Here is a 16,162-nt window from a genome sequence, read left to right as displayed (position 1 = left end):
AGGCGATAACGTGAAGATGCAAGTAGAGCTTCTATCACCAATCGCAATGGAAGATGGTTTAAGATTCGCAATTAGAGAAGGTGGTCGTACAGTAGGTGCGGGCGTTGTTGCTAAAGTTACGGATTAATTCTTAAGCTGAAAACTTAAGAAAATTTGGCTCGGACTTTTGTCCGAGCCTTTAAAGTTTATAGGCGAGTGGCTCAACTGGTAGAGTGGCGGTTTCCAAAACCGTTGGTTGGGGGTTCGAGTCCCTCCTCGCCTGCCACATTAAATAAAGGTGTATTTTGAGTAAAACAATTGAAAATCAAGCAAAAGATTCATCACTAGGAATGTATTTTTCAATCCTAATAGTGATTACATCTCTTGCTGTGTTTTATTTAGACCCGTTAAGTTTAATCACCACGCTATTTAAAGTATTACTTTTATTAGCTGGATTGGTTGTTGCTGGATTGGTTTTTTTCAAAACACCACAAGGTAAGCGTTTAGCAGCGTTCACTAAAGAAACCAAAATTGAGTTACGTAAGGTTGTATGGCCAACACGTGATGAGACTGTTAAAACAACAGGCATGATTATGGTAGCTGTGGTTATTGTTGCTATATTCTTGTGGATAGTGGACGCGTTGTTTTCGTGGATGGTCCAACTGTTAACAAATTAAGAGAGTTCTAGATGTCTAAAAGATGGTACGTACTTCATGCTAGAAGTGGTTATGAAGCTAAAGTTAAAACTGCAATCGAAGATGCTATTGCCAGAGAAGGTCTTGAAGATCTGATCGCTGAAGTAATGGTGCCAACTGAAAAAGTGGTTGAACTTAAAGATGGTCAAAAGAAGACGGCTGAACGTAAGTTCTTTCCTGGCTATATGCTAGTGAATATGGAGCTTACGGAGCCAAGCTGGTTGTTGGTAAAAAACACTAATAATGTAATCGGCTTTATTGGCGGATCTTCAGGCAAGCCTTCTCCAATCACTCAGCGTGAAGTTGACCGCATCATGATGCGTGTTCAAGAGGGTGCTGATAAACCTAAACCTAAAGTTGCTTACCAACCTGGTGAAGAGATATTAGTTATTGATGGTCCATTCAATGAATTTAATGGCACCATTGCAGCAGTTGATTACGACAAGAGCATTTTGAAAGTTGAAGTATTGATTTTTGGACGTACAACAGCAGTAGAACTTGAATTCTCACAAGTAGAAAAGACTTAAATACGGCGACTTATGTCGCTTTTAACCGGGGAGCTTAATAGGCGCTTGAACCCAAATGAGGCAACCCCTCAAGGAAGATAAAATGGCTAAAAAGATTGAATCATATATTAAGCTTCAGGTGCCTGCACAAGAAGCTAATCCTTCACCACCAGTTGGACCTGCACTAGGTCAACATGGTGTAAACATCATGGAGTTTTGTAAGGCGTTTAACGCAAAAACTCAAGACATCGATAAAGGTATGAAGGTGCCTGTAATTATTACAGTTTATAGTGATCGTAGTTTTACATTCATTACTAAAACACCGCCAGCTGCTTTGTTAATTCTTAAAGTGACAGGTATTAAAAAAGGTTCTGGCGTTCCTCATACTGACAAAGTTGGCAGTATTACACGTGCACAACTAGAAGAAGTTGCAACCATTAAGATGAAAGATCTTAATGCAAATGACATGGAGGCTGCTGTAACTATTATTTCTGGTACAGCACGCTCTATGGGTATTACGGTGGAGGGTTAATCAGATGGCTAAGTTAACAAAAAAACAAAAAGATATTGCAGCTAAAGTTGAAATTGGCAAACGTTATTCAATTGAAGATGCTTTAACATTAATTAAAGAATGCGCAACTGCAAAGTTCGATGAGTCAATTGATATCAGTGTTAATTTAGGTGTTGATTCTAAGAAATCAGACCAAAACGTACGTGGTGCAGTTGTATTGCCAAACGGTACGGGCAAAACTGTTCGTGTTGCGGTATTTACACAAGGTGACAACGTTGCTAAAGCGCAAGCTGCTGGTGCTGATATTGTTGGCATGGAAGATTTAATGAAGTCTATGCAAGATGGTGATCTTAACTACGATGTGGTTATTGCATCTCCAGATGCAATGGGTGTTGTTGGTCGTTTAGGTCAAGTGTTAGGCCCACGTGGTTTAATGCCTAACCCTAAGGTTGGTACTGTAACACCAGATGTTGCTACAGCGGTTAATAACGCTAAAGCAGGTCAAGTTCGTTACCGTACTGATAAGGCTGCAATTATTCATGCAGGTGTTGGTAAAGCATCATTTGATGTTAAAGCATTAGCTGAAAACATTACAGCATTAATGGAAGCGCTTAAGAAAGCTAAGCCAAGTTCTGCTAAAGGTGTTTATTTTAAAAAATTAAGTGTTTCTTCAACAATGGGCGCAGGCGTCGCAGTTGATTTGAGCACGCTTGATATTTAGTAAGATCGAGTAACAAAATTCTTTGGGTCGTAGGCTTGTCTTACGTTCCTCAAAGACCATGGGTGTAGTTTCCCCTCCTGGGGTTTCTACATAAATGATTGGTAACACAATCGGCCTATGTAGAGGGTGCGTGAGTACTCTATGGCGAAAGTTATAATATAGCTTTCTTTTTTAAACTGTTCAGGAGAGGCAAATGGCTCTAAATCTTGAAGCAAAAAAAGTTGTTGTTGAACAAGTAAATTCACTAGCTGATAGTGCAATTTCTGTTGGCGTAGCTGAGTATCGCGGATTGACAGTTGAACAAATGACTATGCTTCGTGCAAGTGCTTTGGATGCTGATGTTACTTTACGTGTTGTAAAGAACTCATTAGCAAAATTAGCGCTTAACGAAACTACATGTGAGTGTGTTTTACCCGTTCTTAGTGGGCCGGTAATTCTAGGATTTTCGCAAGAAGATCCTGGTGCAGTTGCACGTGTCTTCAATAACTTTGTAAAAGATAATGAAGATTTAGTCGTTAAAGGTTTGGGCGTTTCAGGTGAATTTGTAGATGCAAATCAGCTTAAACGTATTGCAGACCTTCCAACTAAAGATCAAGCAATTAGTACAGTTATGGCATTAATGTTAGCACCAGTTGAGAAACTAGCTAGAACTTTGAACGAAGTTCCAGCTAAAGTAACTCGCGTGGTGTCAGCAGTAGCGCAACAAAAATAATAATCAAATAATAAATAAAAGGAGTAAATATCATGGCAAAGTTATCAAATGACGATATTTTAAATGCAATTGCAGATATGTCTGTAATGGATGTTGTTGAATTAGTTTCAGCAATGGAAGAAAAGTTCGGTGTAAGTGCAGCAGTAGCAGCAGCAGCACCTGCAGCAGGCGCAGCCGATGCTGGCGAAGCAGTAGCAGAAAAAGACGAGTTTGATGTTGTAATGACATCATTCGGTGAGAAGAAAGTTGCTGCAATTAAAGCAGTGCGCGGTATCACTGGCTTAGGTCTTAAAGAAGCAAAAGATATGGTTGAGTCAGCTCCTGTAACAATTAAGGAAGCGGCATCTAAATCTGAAGCTGAAGAGATTCAAAAGCAGCTTGAAGAAGCTGGTGCAAGCGTAGAACTTAAATAATAAGTTTAGCGTAAAAACCCAAAATCCCCACTAGGGGATTTTGGTGTTTATTGCATTTGCACACTTTATTGGGTGCATTTTCAACCTTTATATTTATTTAAAGGTTGGATATTTTTTAAGAAGATAACTTCTTCTTAACCAAATTAGAACGATTAATACGAGGTATTCATGGCTTATTCATTTACGGAAAAAAAGCGAATTAGAAACAACTTTGGTTCAAGAACATCAATTTTGAAAGAACCAGATTTATTAGCAATTCAAATTGACTCTTTTAACGGCTTTATTCAAGCTGGTAGCAAAACTAAAAAAGATGTTGGTTTACAAGCGGTGTTTCAATCAGTTTTCCCTATTACTGCAGTTAACGGCTATGCCGAAATTGAGTATGTTGATTATGAATTACAAGAGCCTAAGTTTAACGTAGAAGAATGTAAGTTACGTGGTGTAACTTTTGCTTCTACATTGCGCGTTAAACTTAACCTAGTATTATTTGATAAAAACGGCTCTACGCTAAAGAAAAAACGTAAAGTTAAGCAGATCATCGAAGAAGATGTTTATTTAGGCCAACTACCATTAATGACAACAACAGGTACGTTTGTTATTAATGGTACTGAGCGTGTTGTGGTTTCTCAACTACATAGATCGCCTGGTGTTATTTTTGAGCACGATAAGGGTAAGACGCATTCTTCAGGTAAGATCTTATTCTCTTCACGTGTCATCCCATACCGTGGTTCATGGTTAGATTTTGAGTTTGATCATCATGAACATTTATTTGTTAGAATCGATCGTCGTCGTAAGCTACTAGTAACAACATTGCTACGTGCAATGGGTCTATCAAGCGATGAAATTTTAAATACATTCTTTGAATCTTCATCGGTTAAGATGAAGGCTAAGTCATGTGATTTAGGTATTAACCCGTCGCGCTTACGTGGCACGATTGCTGAGTTTGATATTCTTGCTGGCAAAGATGTTATTGTTGAAAAGAATCGTCGTATTACTGCCAAACACATTAAATTGCTTACCGCTGCAGGTATTAAAGTAATTACAGCGCCATTAGAAACTTTAATTGATAAAGTTATTTCAAATGACATTATTGACACTGAAACTGGTGAAATTCTAGTCGCTACTAATACTGTTATTTCTGAAGATGTATTAGAGTTATTAATATCTAATAAAATTAAAAAGTTTAACGTTTTGTATATTAACGAATCGGAGACTGGCGCTTATATTTCAGATACACTTCGTTTAGATGAAACTGAAACAGAAATCCAAGCGCGCATGAGTATTTATCATGTGATGCGCCCTGGTGAGCCCGCAACTGAAGATGCTGTTAACCTATTATTTAATAATCTTTTCTTTAAAAACGAACGTTATGATCTTTCAAAAGTAGGACGCATGAAGTTAAACCGTCGTTTAGGTATTGAGTCTGAAACTGGCGAGTATGTTCTGACTAATGACGACATCTTAAGTGTTATTAAATTATTAATCAACATTAAAGACGGTAACGATTCGGTTGACGATGTAGATACACTGGCTAACCGTCGTGTAAGAGCGATTGGTGAAATGATTGAAAATCAATTTAGAATTGGTTTGGTTCGTGTTGAGAAGGCAGTTAAAGAAGGTTTAAACTTAGCTGAAACTGACGAATTAACCCCACAAGACTTAATCAACTCTAAGCCTGTTTCGGCTTCAGTTAGAGAATTCTTTGGATCTTCTCAATTATCACAGTTTATGGATCAAGTGAATCCTTTATCTGGTGTCACGCATAAACGCCGTATTTCTGCTTTAGGTCCTGGTGGCTTGACGCGTGAGCGCGCTGGTTTTGAAGTTCGTGATGTTCATCCATCGCATTATGGTCGCCTGTGTCCAATTGAAACACCAGAAGGTCCGAACATTGGATTAATCAATACCTTAGCTGTTTATGCTAAAACTAATGAGTATGGCTTTTTAGAAACCCCTTACCAGATTGTTAAGAAAGGCAAAGTAACAGGTGAAGTTATTTATGTTTCTGCTATTGATGAAATTACTCATACAATCGCGCAAGCAAATGCGACAGTAAATGACAAAGGTCAGTTGCAAGATGATCTAATTTCATGCCGCCATAAGAATGAATTTGTATTAGTTGATTCTGGCGAAGTAACGCTAATTGATATTGACTCTAAACAAATCTCTTCGGTTGCAGCATCCTTGATTCCATTCTTAGAGCATGACGATGCTAACCGTGCATTGATGGGTTCAAACATGCAACGTCAAGCAGTACCAACACTACGTGCTGAAAAGCCATTAGTTGGAACAGGTATTGAACGCGTTGTTGCGACAGATTCCCGTGTTTGTGTCACTGCAAAACACGCAGGTGTTGTTGAGGCTGTTGATGCGTCACGTATTGTAATTCGTGTTGACTCTAAGCAAGCTAAAGCGGGTGAATTGGGTGTTGACATTTATAATCTAACTAAGTATTCACGTTCAAACCAAAACACTTGTATTAATCAAAAACCATTAGTTAAAGTGGGTGACAAAGTTGCTGAAAGTGATGTTCTTGCTGACGGCCCTTCAACTGACCTTGGTGAATTAGCATTAGGTCAAAACATGAAGATTGCCTTTATGCCGTGGAATGGTTACAACTTTGAGGATTCTATTCTAATCTCAGAGAAAGTTATTAAGGATGATCGTTACACAACGATTCATATTGAAGAATTAACTGCTTATTCTCGTGACACTAAATTAGGTCCAGAAGAAATTACAGCTGATATTCCAAATGTTAGTGAATCTGCACTTGCCAAGCTAGATGAAGTGGGTGTGGTTTATGTGGGTGCACGAGTTAAGGGTGGCGACATTCTTGTGGGTAAAGTAACCCCTAAGAGCGAAACTGTACTATCTCCAGAAGAAAAGTTATTACGCGCAATCTTTGGTGAAAAGGCTAATAACGTTAAAGACTCATCATTAAGAATTGGCGCTTCTAAATCAGGCGTAGTCATCGATGTTCAAGTATTTACCCGTGATCGTGTAGAAAAAGATTCAAGAGCGTTAAGTATTGATGCGGATCGTTTAGAAAAAGTTAAGAAAGATATTGATGATGAATTCGGCATTATTGATGGTGATATCTTCCGTCGTATTCGATTGAAGCTTTCTGGTAATGTAATTACAAAGGCTGTTGGCGATATCAAGGCAGGCGAAAAGCTTAATGCTAAGTTGATGAAAAAACTTGACAATAAAGACATTGCTAAAATCAAAGTTGAAGATGCTGCTATCAATAAAGAAGTTGCAGTATTGGTTAAACAAGCTAAAGCCAAGCAAGTTGAATTTGACAAGTTCTTAGAAGAAGAAAAGGCCAAGATTAGCGAAGGTGCAGAATTACCACCAGGCGTTATGAAGATGGTTAAAGTTTATGTGGCAACGCGTAAAACGCTTCAAGTTGGTGATAAGATGGCTGGACGTCATGGTAACAAAGGTGTTATCTCGCGCGTTTCTCCAGTTGAAGACATGCCTTACTTAGAAGATGGTTCAATGGTTGATGTTGTGCTAAATCCACTAGGTGTTCCATCTCGAATGAATGTTGGACAAGTGCTTGAGGTTCATTTAGGCTATGCAGCAAAAGGCTTAGGATATAAGATTGCAGCAATGCTTGATGAAAAGCGTACCGAAATGGTTGTTGAAATTAGAGCGTTCTTAGACAAGGTATACAACTCATACGGTAAACAAGAAAATTTCAGTGCATTTAGCGACGAAGAGATTATTGAATTAGCTAAAAATCTGAGAGAAGGTGTACCAATGGCAACACCAGTATTTGACGGTATTAAAGAAGATGATATTAAGTCTCTACTTAAGCTTGCTGATCTTCCAGAATCAGGTCAAGAACAATTATACGATGGCCGTACAGGTGACGCGTTTGATCGTCCAGTTACAGTTGGCTATATGCACATGTTGAAGCTAAATCACTTAGTAGATGATAAGATGCATGCTCGTTCTACAGGTCCTTACTCATTAGTCACACAGCAGCCACTCAGTGGTAAGGCACAGTTTGGTGGGCAACGATTTGGTGAGATGGAAGTATGGGCATTAGAAGCTTATGGTGCTGCACACACATTGCGTGAAATGTTAACGGTTAAGTCTGATGACGTTGCTGGTCGTGCAAAGATGTACAAGAGTATTGTTGATGGTAAAAACATCACAGAATCTGTTATGCCAGAGTCGTTTAATGTACTAATCAAAGAGATTAGATCATTAGGTATCGACGTTGAGCTTGAGCAACACTAATTAGGAGAGAATACAGTGAAAGATTTATTAGCTATATTAAAGCAAGAAAATAAAGAGCAAGATTTTGATGCAATTAGAGTTGGCCTAGCTTCTCCCGAGAAGATTCGTTCATGGTCATATGGTGAGGTTAAAAAACCTGAAACCATTAACTACCGTACGTTCAAACCTGAAAGAGAAGGTTTGTTCTGTGCGAAAGTATTCGGTCCAATGAAAGACTTTGAGTGTTTATGTGGTAAATACAAGCGCATGAAATTCCGCAATGTTGTCTGTGAGAAGTGTGGTGTTGAAGTTACCTTTTCAAAGGTTCGTCGTGAGCGTATGGGCCATATCGAATTAGCAGCGCCTGTTGCACATATTTGGTACCTTAAGTCTCTACCTTCACGCCTGGGGCTATTAATGGATATGACGCTTAAGGATATTGAGCGTGTTTTATATTTTGAAGCATTCTTAGTAACAGATCCTGGTTCAACACCGTTAGTACACAAGCAGTTATTAACTGAAGAAATGTACTTTGATGCGCTTGACGAATATGGCGATGATGAGTTTGAAGCTAAGATGGGTGCAGAAGCAATCCAAGATGTATTGGCAGATATGCAGCTTGAAAAAGAAGCGGCAAACTTACGTGAAGATAGTCTTAATACTAAATCTCAAACTAAGCTTAAGAAGTACAACAAGCGTCTTAAATTAATCGATTCATTAATTAAATCAGGTAACAAACCTGAATGGATGATTCTAAAAGTATTGCCAATCCTTCCGCCAGATCTACGTCCATTAGTGCCGTTAGATGGTGGTCGTTTTGCAACGTCTGATCTTAATGATCTTTATCGTCGTGTAATTAACCGTAATAATCGTTTAGCGCGCTTATTAGAGCTTGATGCGCCAGAGATTATTGTTCGTAATGAAAAGCGTATGCTACAAGAAGCGGTCGACTCATTAATTGATAATGGTCGTCGTGGTCGTGCAGTGATGGGTAATAACCGTCGCCCCCTGAAATCAATTTCAGATATGATTAAAGGTAAGCAGGGTCGTTTCCGTCAAAACTTACTAGGTAAGCGAGTTGACTATTCAGGTCGTTCAGTAATTGTTTGTGGTCCATATCTTAAGCTTCACCAGTGTGGTTTACCGAAAAAAATGGCGTTAGAATTATTCAAGCCATTTATCTATAACCGTCTTCAAGCTAAAGGCTTGGCATCTACAATTAAAGCTGCTAAGAAAATGGTTGAAGCTGAATTACCAGAAGTATGGGACATTCTAGAAGAGGTAGTGCATCAACACCCAGTTCTATTGAATCGTGCACCAACACTCCACCGTTTAGGTATTCAGGCGTTTGAACCATTACTAATTGAAGGTAAGGCGATTCAATTACATCCATTAGTATGTGGTGCATTTAACGCAGACTTTGACGGCGACCAAATGGCGGTACACGTGCCATTATCTGAAGAAGCTCAGTTAGAAGCAAGAACATTAATGCTTGCATCAAACAACGTGTTACACCTGGCATCAGGCGATCCAATCATTGTACCTTCTCAAGACGTTATCTTGGGCTTGTACTACATGACGCGTGATAAGATTAATCAAAAAGGTGAAGGCATGGTATTTACATCACCTGCTGAAGCTTTGAATGCTTATGAAGCTGGCCATGTAACACTTCATGCAAATATCAAATTAAGAACCCAAGATTACGTTAAAAACGAAGCAGGAAAATTCGAGCCGAGTTCTAAGCGTATTGTAGATACGACAGTGGGCCGTGCAATTTTCTCAAGAATTCTACCAAACGGCTTATCGTTTGATTTGATTAATGAGGCAATTTCTAAAAAGGTTGTGTCTAATTTAATTCATGTTTGTTACCGCACGCAGGAATTAAAAGAAACGGTTATGTTTGCTGACCAAATGATGTACATGGGCTTCCAATACTCAACTAAATCAGGTATTTCTTTCTGTTCAAATGATATGACCATTCCAGATTCTAAAGCTGGCATGATCGATGATGCAGAAGCACAAGTTAAAGATATTCAAGATCAGTTCTCTAAAGGTGTTGTTACAGATGGCGAGCGCTACAATAAAGTGATCGATATTTGGTCTCGCACTTCAGAAAAAGTTGCCAAGGCGATGATGGATGAAATTGGTTTTGAAGATTTTGAAACTAAAGACGGAAAAACTGAAAAGCTAGCTTCATTTAACTCTGTTTATATGATGGCTGATTCTGGTGCTCGTGGCTCACCTGCACAGATGAGACAGCTTGCTGGTATGCGTGGTTTGATGGCAAAGCCAGACGGCTCAATTATTGAAACGCCAATTACGTCAAACTTCCGTGAAGGTTTGAATAACATGCAATACTTTATTTCCACACACGGCGCTCGTAAAGGTCTAGCTGATACAGCACTTAAAACAGCTAACTCAGGCTATTTAACGCGTCGTTTAGTTGATGTTGGGCAAGATTTAGTGATTACTGAAGAAGATTGTGGTACTAAAAACGGCATGATGATGAAAGCTGTTATTAACGGTGGTAACATCGTGCAAACATTAGGTGCGGCGGTATTAGGTCGTGTGGTTGCTGAAGATGTGTTAATTCCTGATACATATGATATATTTGTACCAAAGGGCCATCTAATTACTCTTGGCAACTCTGACAAAATTAATGAGTTAGGTATTGAATCAATCAAAGTTCGTTCAACAATTACCTGTGATACACGCTATGGCGTTTGTGCAAGTTGTTATGGTAATGACATGGCACGTGGACATAAGATCGGTGTTGGTGAAGCAGTTGGCGTTATTGCTGCACAATCAATTGGTGAGCCTGGTACACAGTTAACTATGCGTACGTTCCATATTGGTGGCGCAGCATCTGCCTCTACAGCAGTAAGCAGTATCAATGTTAATGTTAATGGTACGGCGCATTTTGAAAATATTAAGTCTATTAAAAATGATAACAATGATCTGGTTATTATTTCTAGAACTGCTGTTGTGACTATTAGAAATACTAAAGGCCAAGATGTGGAGCGCTACAAGATTCCATATGGTGCTATAGTTCACGTTCAAGAAGGTGGAAAGGTTTCTGCTAAAGAAAAAATTGCAGATTGGGATCCGCATACACATCCAATTATTACAGAGCAAGCTGGTCGAGTTGTATTTGTTGATTTTGAAGAAGGCATTACAGTTAATAGAAATACAGACCCATTGACAGGTTTAACATTCTTTGAAATGATTGCTGAAGAAGAAAGATCTGCTGCAGCGAAAGGCTTAAAGCCAATGATTAAGATGGCTGAAGAGAGTGATTCTGAAATTACATTGTCAACGCATTACTTACCGTCAATGGTTAAGATCCATTTGGAAGATAATCAAGTAATTTCAGCAGGCGAAGTGCTTGCTAAAATTCCTAAAGATCAATCGAAGACAAGTGATATTACCGGTGGTTTGCCACGTGTTGCTGATTTATTTGAAGCGCGTAAAGCTAAAGATCATTCAATTCTTGCAGAAGAGACAGGCGTTATTAGTTTTGGTAATTCTACGAAGAGTAAGGATCGTTTGATCATTACTTCTGTTGATGGTGAAGCCACTGAAATGATGATTCATAAATGGCGTCAAATCAATGTCTTTGATGGTGAAACTGTGGAAAAAGGTGATGTAATTTCTGACGGCCCATCTAATCCGCATGATATTTTGCGTTTATTGGGTGTTGAGAAATTAGCAAACTATGTGGTTAAAGAAGTTCAGGATGTTTACCGCCTACAAGGTGTAAATATTTCTGACAAGCACATTGAGGTTATCGTTAAGCAAATGCTTCGTAAAGTTGAAGTGCTTGATGCGGGTGACTCTAGTTTTGTAAATGGTGAAACAGCTGAATACGTAAGAGTGATTGAAGCGAATAAGCAATTAACTGCTCAAGGCAAAAGTTTGGTAACTTACCAGCGCTTACTAATGGGTATTACTAAAGCTTCATTAGCAACCGAATCATTCATCTCAGCCGCTTCTTTCCAAGAGACAACTCGAGTGTTGACTGAAGCGTCTACAACAGGTCGTGTGGATACACTACAAGGCTTGAAAGAGAATGTAATTGTTGGTCGTTTGATTCCAGCAGGAACAGGCTTTAAGTACCATCAGCAGAAACGTGCTAAACGCGCTGAAACGATGGTTCAGGCTGCAGATGCAGAAATGGCATTAGCAGTGGAGCTAAGTGAAGCGGAGGAGACTTCAGAGTAATTCTGAGCCTCTAGCTAAACTAAAACCGCATCATTTTATGATGCGGTTTTTTTATGGACAGCTATATACCACCATGGACTTTTAGGGGTGTTCTTGTATCTAAAAATCCGTTAAAATGCGCTTATGAACAAAACAAGTTTTAATGCCTATGTTAATCAAGGCTACAACCACATTCCAGTATTCAGAGAAGTTGTTCTTGATACAGATACCGCCTTAGGTTTATATCTAAAGCTTGCTAATAATACTTATAGCTATTTGTTCGAGTCAGTACAAGGTGGTGAAAAATGGGGTCGGTACTCCATGATTGGTTTGCATGCTCAAACAGTTATTAAAGTCTTTGATTATGAAATCCAGATTGAGCAAGATGGGGTGGTGGTTAAGCGTATCAAGGTTGAAGATCCACTGGCATGGATTGAAAGTTACCAACAGCAATTTAAAGTGCCTGTTATTAATGATTTGCCAGAGTTTAATGGTGGTTTGGTTGGATACTTTGGCTATGAAATTGTTCGCTATATAGAGCCAAAACTTAAAAACATTAACCTTAAAGATGAACTAAATATTGCCGATATCTTGCTAATGGTATCAAACGATTTAGTAGTGTTTGACAATCTAGCCAATAAGGCCTTTTTATTAACGCATATTAATCCTGAAACGCATAGCTATGAGCAAGCCCTTCAGCGTCTTGATGAGATAGAGGCTCAAATTGATAAGCCGTTAGTAAAAGAGGTTTATCAGTCAGATCATTTAAAAACGGATGATTTTAAATCAAGTTTTGGTGAGAAAAATTATAAACAAGTAGTTAAGCGCATTCAGCAATATATTATTGCAGGTGATGTTATGCAAGTGGTGCCTTCACAACGTCTTAGTGCACCATATAAAGCACCTTCAGTTGAGTTATATCGCCAGCTTAGAAGGCTTAATCCATCACCATATATGTATTATCTAAATTTGGGTGATGTTGATATTATTGGTTCTTCGCCAGAGATTCTTACGCGAGTAGATTCAAGTAGACGTGCAACTGTTCGTCCAATTGCAGGTACCCGTACACGAGGAAAAGATGCGGCGCAAGACTTGGCACTTGAAAAAGAATTGCTAGCGGATAAAAAAGAAATAGCCGAGCACCTAATGCTGATTGATTTAGGCCGGAACGATCTCGGGCGTATCGCAAAAACAGGTAGTGTTAAGTTAACCGATAAAATGTTTGTTGAGCGCTATTCCCATGTAATGCATATTGTCTCCAATGTTGAATGCGATCTAAAAGAAGAGGTTAGTGCCATGGATGTACTCAAGGCAACTTTTCCTGCTGGCACATTAAGTGGCGCACCGAAAGTACGTGCTATGGAAATTATTAATGAAGTTGAGTCGCTCAAGCGTAATATTTATTCGGGTGCTATTGGCTACTTATCTTGGCATGGTTGTATGGATATGGCAATTGCTATTCGTACTGCTGTGGTTAAGGATGAAGTGCTGTACGTGCAAGCAGGTGCAGGTATTGTGCATGATTCAGTGCCCCAATCTGAATGGGACGAAACCATGCATAAGGCTCAAGCGCTAATAAAGGCGGCAAAGCAAGTCTAATAGCTAAAAATACTAATCTATATTAGTGTTTTATAAAAGTGTTGCATTAAAATTAATATACGGTTATCATGAACCTCTTAGTAAGGTTAGTTCCTTACGTGGGGCTTGTTATTTTTTATATAAAGAGGAGAGAAACATGAAGAAAACCATTTCTTCTATCTCAGCGGTAGCCGCTTTAGCAGCATTATTTATAATGCCGCTTGAAGCTGGTGCCAAAGAGATGACGGGCGAAGAGGTCACTTTCGGTCGTAAATTAGGCAACTGTCTAGCATGCCATATGATTCCAGGTGGAAATCTACCAGGAAATATCGGTCCACCATTGCTTGCAATGAAAGCAAGATTTCCAGATAAGGCTGTTTTAAGAGCTCAAATTTGGGATCCGACAGTTTTAAATCCAAATTCAATCATGCCTCCATTCGGCAAGCATCAAGCGCTAACTGAAAAGCAGATTGATCAGATTACAGATTACATTTATTCTAAATAAGGAGAAAAAGATGAAAAGAAGATTATTTCTAAAAAGTGCAATGGCAGGTTCTGCAGTTGCAACGGCAGTAGGCGCAGGCTTACTAACGCCAACAATGGTATTTGCAAACTCTGCAGACTTTAAAGCTGTATCTGATGCAGCAGGTGCTTCATCTGCTGGTGCAGGTAAAGGTTCATTTAAATTCAAAGCGCCTAAGATCGCTGAGAACGGTGCAGTTGTACCAATGACGGTAGATGCTTCTAAGATGGATGGTGTGACTAACATCTCTTTCTTTGTTGTAAATAACTCAACACCTTTAGCGGCGTCGTTTAACTTATCAGGTGCTGCTACCGGTTATGTTTCTACTCGTATCAAGATGGGTAAAACTTCTCCAGTAGAGGCTTTAGTAACTGCTGGCGGTACAACAACTAAAGTTGCTCAAGAAGTTAAAGTAACGATTGGCGGCTGTGGCGGTTAATTCGGTAACGAATCATAATAATTAGGAGAATATATAATGGGAAAAATTAAATTAAAGCCAAAGGCTAGAAAAGGTGTTATCGGTATTAAGGCGCTTATTACGCACCCTATGGAAACTGGACAACGTAAAAAGAAAGGTAAGTTAGTACCTGCAAACCACATCACTCACATGACTGTTTCGCATAATGGTAATGTTGTGGTGGATGCTGATATTGGCGCTACTATTTCTAAAAATCCATACTTTAAGTTTCATATTGCTGGCGCTAAAGGCGACACAATCGAGCTTACTTATAAAGATAACAATGGTAAGACAGGTTCTGCGACTGCTAAGTCTAAGTAACTTTTATCTATTGAGGAGAGAACAATGAAAAAACTAATAACTGCAGTAGTCAGTTTAGGTTTGATGGTTGGCGCCACATCTGCAATTGCAGATATGGAGTCTGATCGCAAAGCCCTTGTTGGCCACTTTAAGTCAATTCTTCCAAATGTTGAATTTGCAGACTACACTAATGGCGTATATGCTGTTGATGAAGGCTCAAGAGAGCAATTTGAAGAAATTTTAGATGGTATTCCACCGTATGAAGATGCTGTTGAAAAAGGCGGCGCAGAGTACTTAAAATATGGTCTTAACAAGTGTACTGCACTTGCAGATCCAGCGGTAGCCCGTGTAAAGCATCCATACTTTGATGAAAAATCTCAACAAGTGGTAACACTTGAGGGTGAAATCAAGAGATGTTATAACGAGCAAACTGGTAAGAAACTAGGCTCTAGTAAAGGCAAGATTGCCCGCATTAGTGCATGGATTTCTGATCAAGCAGCTGGTCAAAAGATCAATGTAATTGTTGAGTCTGCTGGTGCAAAAGCTGCATACGCTAAAGGTAAGGCGACTTTCTACGCTAAGCGTGGCCAGTTTAATATGTCTTGTGCAGATTGTCATGTTTACAACGCATCTAAAAAGGCACGTGCTGATATCTTATCACCTGCGCTAGGTCATACGACACACGTACCAATGTATCGTGCGAAGTGGTCTGGAATGGGTACACTGCACCGTCGTTATGGTGGTTGTTATAAAAACATGCGTGCTAAGCCGTTAAAGGCTCAAACTGAAACTTACCGTAACATGGAGTTCTTCCATCAAGCGATGAGTAATGGTCTTGAGATCACTGACGCTCGTTACAGAAAATAATAGGAGAATAAAGATGAAAAAATTATTAATAATCGCTTTATCAGTATTCGCTTTAACAGCTCAGGCTGATTTTCTAGACGGACCGCATAACTGGAACAACGGATCATCTGATTCATTCAAGTCAGCTATTAAAGCTGCTGAAACTGGCTACAAAGCCAATTTAGCAGTAGACATGGCTTGGCGTGATACAGGTAAGATGATTAAAGAAGCTAAAAAACTACATGCTGCAGGTAAAACTGCTGCTGCAGTGGCTTTAGCTAACAAAGCTCACACTCAAACAGTTAACGCTACGGCGCAAACTCCTTTGGCTATGAGTGCAGGTCCTCTTTTCTAACGAAAAGAAAATTTGCTAAAAAATACCCCTTAATTGGGGTATTTTTTCGTCTGAAGAAAGTCAAAATAAAATTTATTTGCCAAAAGTAAGTGAATTGAGACTTGTAAAATGAATGAATAATTAATTTTTATACAAA

At 39.1% G+C, this 16,162-nt stretch carries 15 protein-coding genes and 1 tRNA gene; all 16 read left to right on the top strand.

The window, feature by feature from the left end; translation table 11 throughout:
• Window positions 1-127 (top strand): EF-Tu C-terminal domain-related protein (locus BTHERMOSOX_RS00315; RefSeq protein WP_488153930.1); only part of this gene is annotated, 127 nt, incomplete at its 5' end.
• Between the two features lie 62 nt (window positions 128-189).
• A tRNA-Trp gene (locus BTHERMOSOX_RS00310) sits at window positions 190-265 on the top strand.
• Between the two features lie 19 nt (window positions 266-284).
• Window positions 285-656, top strand: a complete 372-nt coding sequence (secE, locus tag BTHERMOSOX_RS00305) for a preprotein translocase subunit SecE (protein ID WP_249360557.1) — start codon at window positions 285-287, stop codon at window positions 654-656.
• An 11-nt stretch (window positions 657-667) separates the two neighbouring features.
• The gene (gene nusG / locus BTHERMOSOX_RS00300) at window positions 668-1,201 is read left to right on the top strand and encodes a transcription termination/antitermination protein NusG (protein ID WP_138118430.1); all 534 of its coding nucleotides are present in this window, start codon (window positions 668-670) and stop codon (window positions 1,199-1,201) included.
• Window positions 1,202-1,283: 82 nt separating this feature from the next.
• On the top strand, window positions 1,284-1,712 hold the full coding sequence (gene rplK / locus BTHERMOSOX_RS00295; protein WP_138118429.1) for a 50S ribosomal protein L11: 429 nt from the start codon (window positions 1,284-1,286) through the stop codon (window positions 1,710-1,712).
• A 4-nt stretch (window positions 1,713-1,716) separates the two neighbouring features.
• The gene (gene rplA / locus BTHERMOSOX_RS00290) at window positions 1,717-2,412 is read left to right on the top strand and encodes a 50S ribosomal protein L1 (RefSeq protein ID WP_138118428.1); all 696 of its coding nucleotides are present in this window, start codon (window positions 1,717-1,719) and stop codon (window positions 2,410-2,412) included.
• A gap of 193 nt (window positions 2,413-2,605) precedes the next feature.
• Window positions 2,606-3,124: a 50S ribosomal protein L10 gene (gene rplJ / locus BTHERMOSOX_RS00285; protein WP_138118427.1), complete on the top strand. Its 519-nt coding sequence runs from the start codon at window positions 2,606-2,608 to the stop codon at window positions 3,122-3,124.
• Between the two features lie 32 nt (window positions 3,125-3,156).
• The gene (gene rplL / locus BTHERMOSOX_RS00280) at window positions 3,157-3,537 is read left to right on the top strand and encodes a 50S ribosomal protein L7/L12 (RefSeq protein WP_138118426.1); all 381 of its coding nucleotides are present in this window, start codon (window positions 3,157-3,159) and stop codon (window positions 3,535-3,537) included.
• A gap of 168 nt (window positions 3,538-3,705) precedes the next feature.
• Window positions 3,706-7,788: a DNA-directed RNA polymerase subunit beta gene (rpoB, locus tag BTHERMOSOX_RS00275; protein ID WP_138118425.1), complete on the top strand. Its 4,083-nt coding sequence runs from the start codon at window positions 3,706-3,708 to the stop codon at window positions 7,786-7,788.
• Between the two features lie 15 nt (window positions 7,789-7,803).
• A complete protein-coding gene (rpoC, locus tag BTHERMOSOX_RS00270; RefSeq protein ID WP_138118424.1) occupies window positions 7,804-11,988 on the top strand; it encodes a DNA-directed RNA polymerase subunit beta' in 4,185 nt (1,394 codons plus the stop codon).
• A 123-nt stretch (window positions 11,989-12,111) separates the two neighbouring features.
• On the top strand, window positions 12,112-13,566 hold the full coding sequence (gene trpE, locus BTHERMOSOX_RS00265; protein WP_138118423.1) for an anthranilate synthase component I: 1,455 nt from the start codon (window positions 12,112-12,114) through the stop codon (window positions 13,564-13,566).
• 136 nt (window positions 13,567-13,702) lie between these two features.
• Window positions 13,703-14,050, top strand: coding sequence for a sulfur oxidation c-type cytochrome SoxX (gene soxX / locus BTHERMOSOX_RS00260; protein ID WP_138118422.1), 348 nt, complete (start codon window positions 13,703-13,705; stop codon window positions 14,048-14,050).
• Window positions 14,051-14,060: 10 nt separating this feature from the next.
• A complete protein-coding gene (gene soxY, locus BTHERMOSOX_RS00255) occupies window positions 14,061-14,507 on the top strand; it encodes a thiosulfate oxidation carrier protein SoxY (RefSeq protein ID WP_138118421.1) in 447 nt (148 codons plus the stop codon).
• Window positions 14,508-14,543: 36 nt separating this feature from the next.
• Window positions 14,544-14,846, top strand: a complete 303-nt coding sequence (gene soxZ, locus BTHERMOSOX_RS00250) for a thiosulfate oxidation carrier complex protein SoxZ (protein WP_138118420.1) — start codon at window positions 14,544-14,546, stop codon at window positions 14,844-14,846.
• A gap of 24 nt (window positions 14,847-14,870) precedes the next feature.
• Window positions 14,871-15,692: a sulfur oxidation c-type cytochrome SoxA gene (soxA, locus tag BTHERMOSOX_RS00245; protein ID WP_138118419.1), complete on the top strand. Its 822-nt coding sequence runs from the start codon at window positions 14,871-14,873 to the stop codon at window positions 15,690-15,692.
• Window positions 15,693-15,705: 13 nt separating this feature from the next.
• Window positions 15,706-16,026: a hypothetical protein gene (locus BTHERMOSOX_RS00240; RefSeq protein WP_138118418.1), complete on the top strand. Its 321-nt coding sequence runs from the start codon at window positions 15,706-15,708 to the stop codon at window positions 16,024-16,026.
• Window positions 16,027-16,162 lie beyond the last annotated feature (136 nt).

The organism is Bathymodiolus heckerae thiotrophic gill symbiont (assembly GCF_900128515.1).
In the GTDB taxonomy this organism is placed as follows: domain Bacteria; phylum Pseudomonadota; class Gammaproteobacteria; order PS1; family Pseudothioglobaceae; genus Thioglobus_A.
This window is presented reverse-complemented; position numbering and strand designations above follow the sequence as displayed.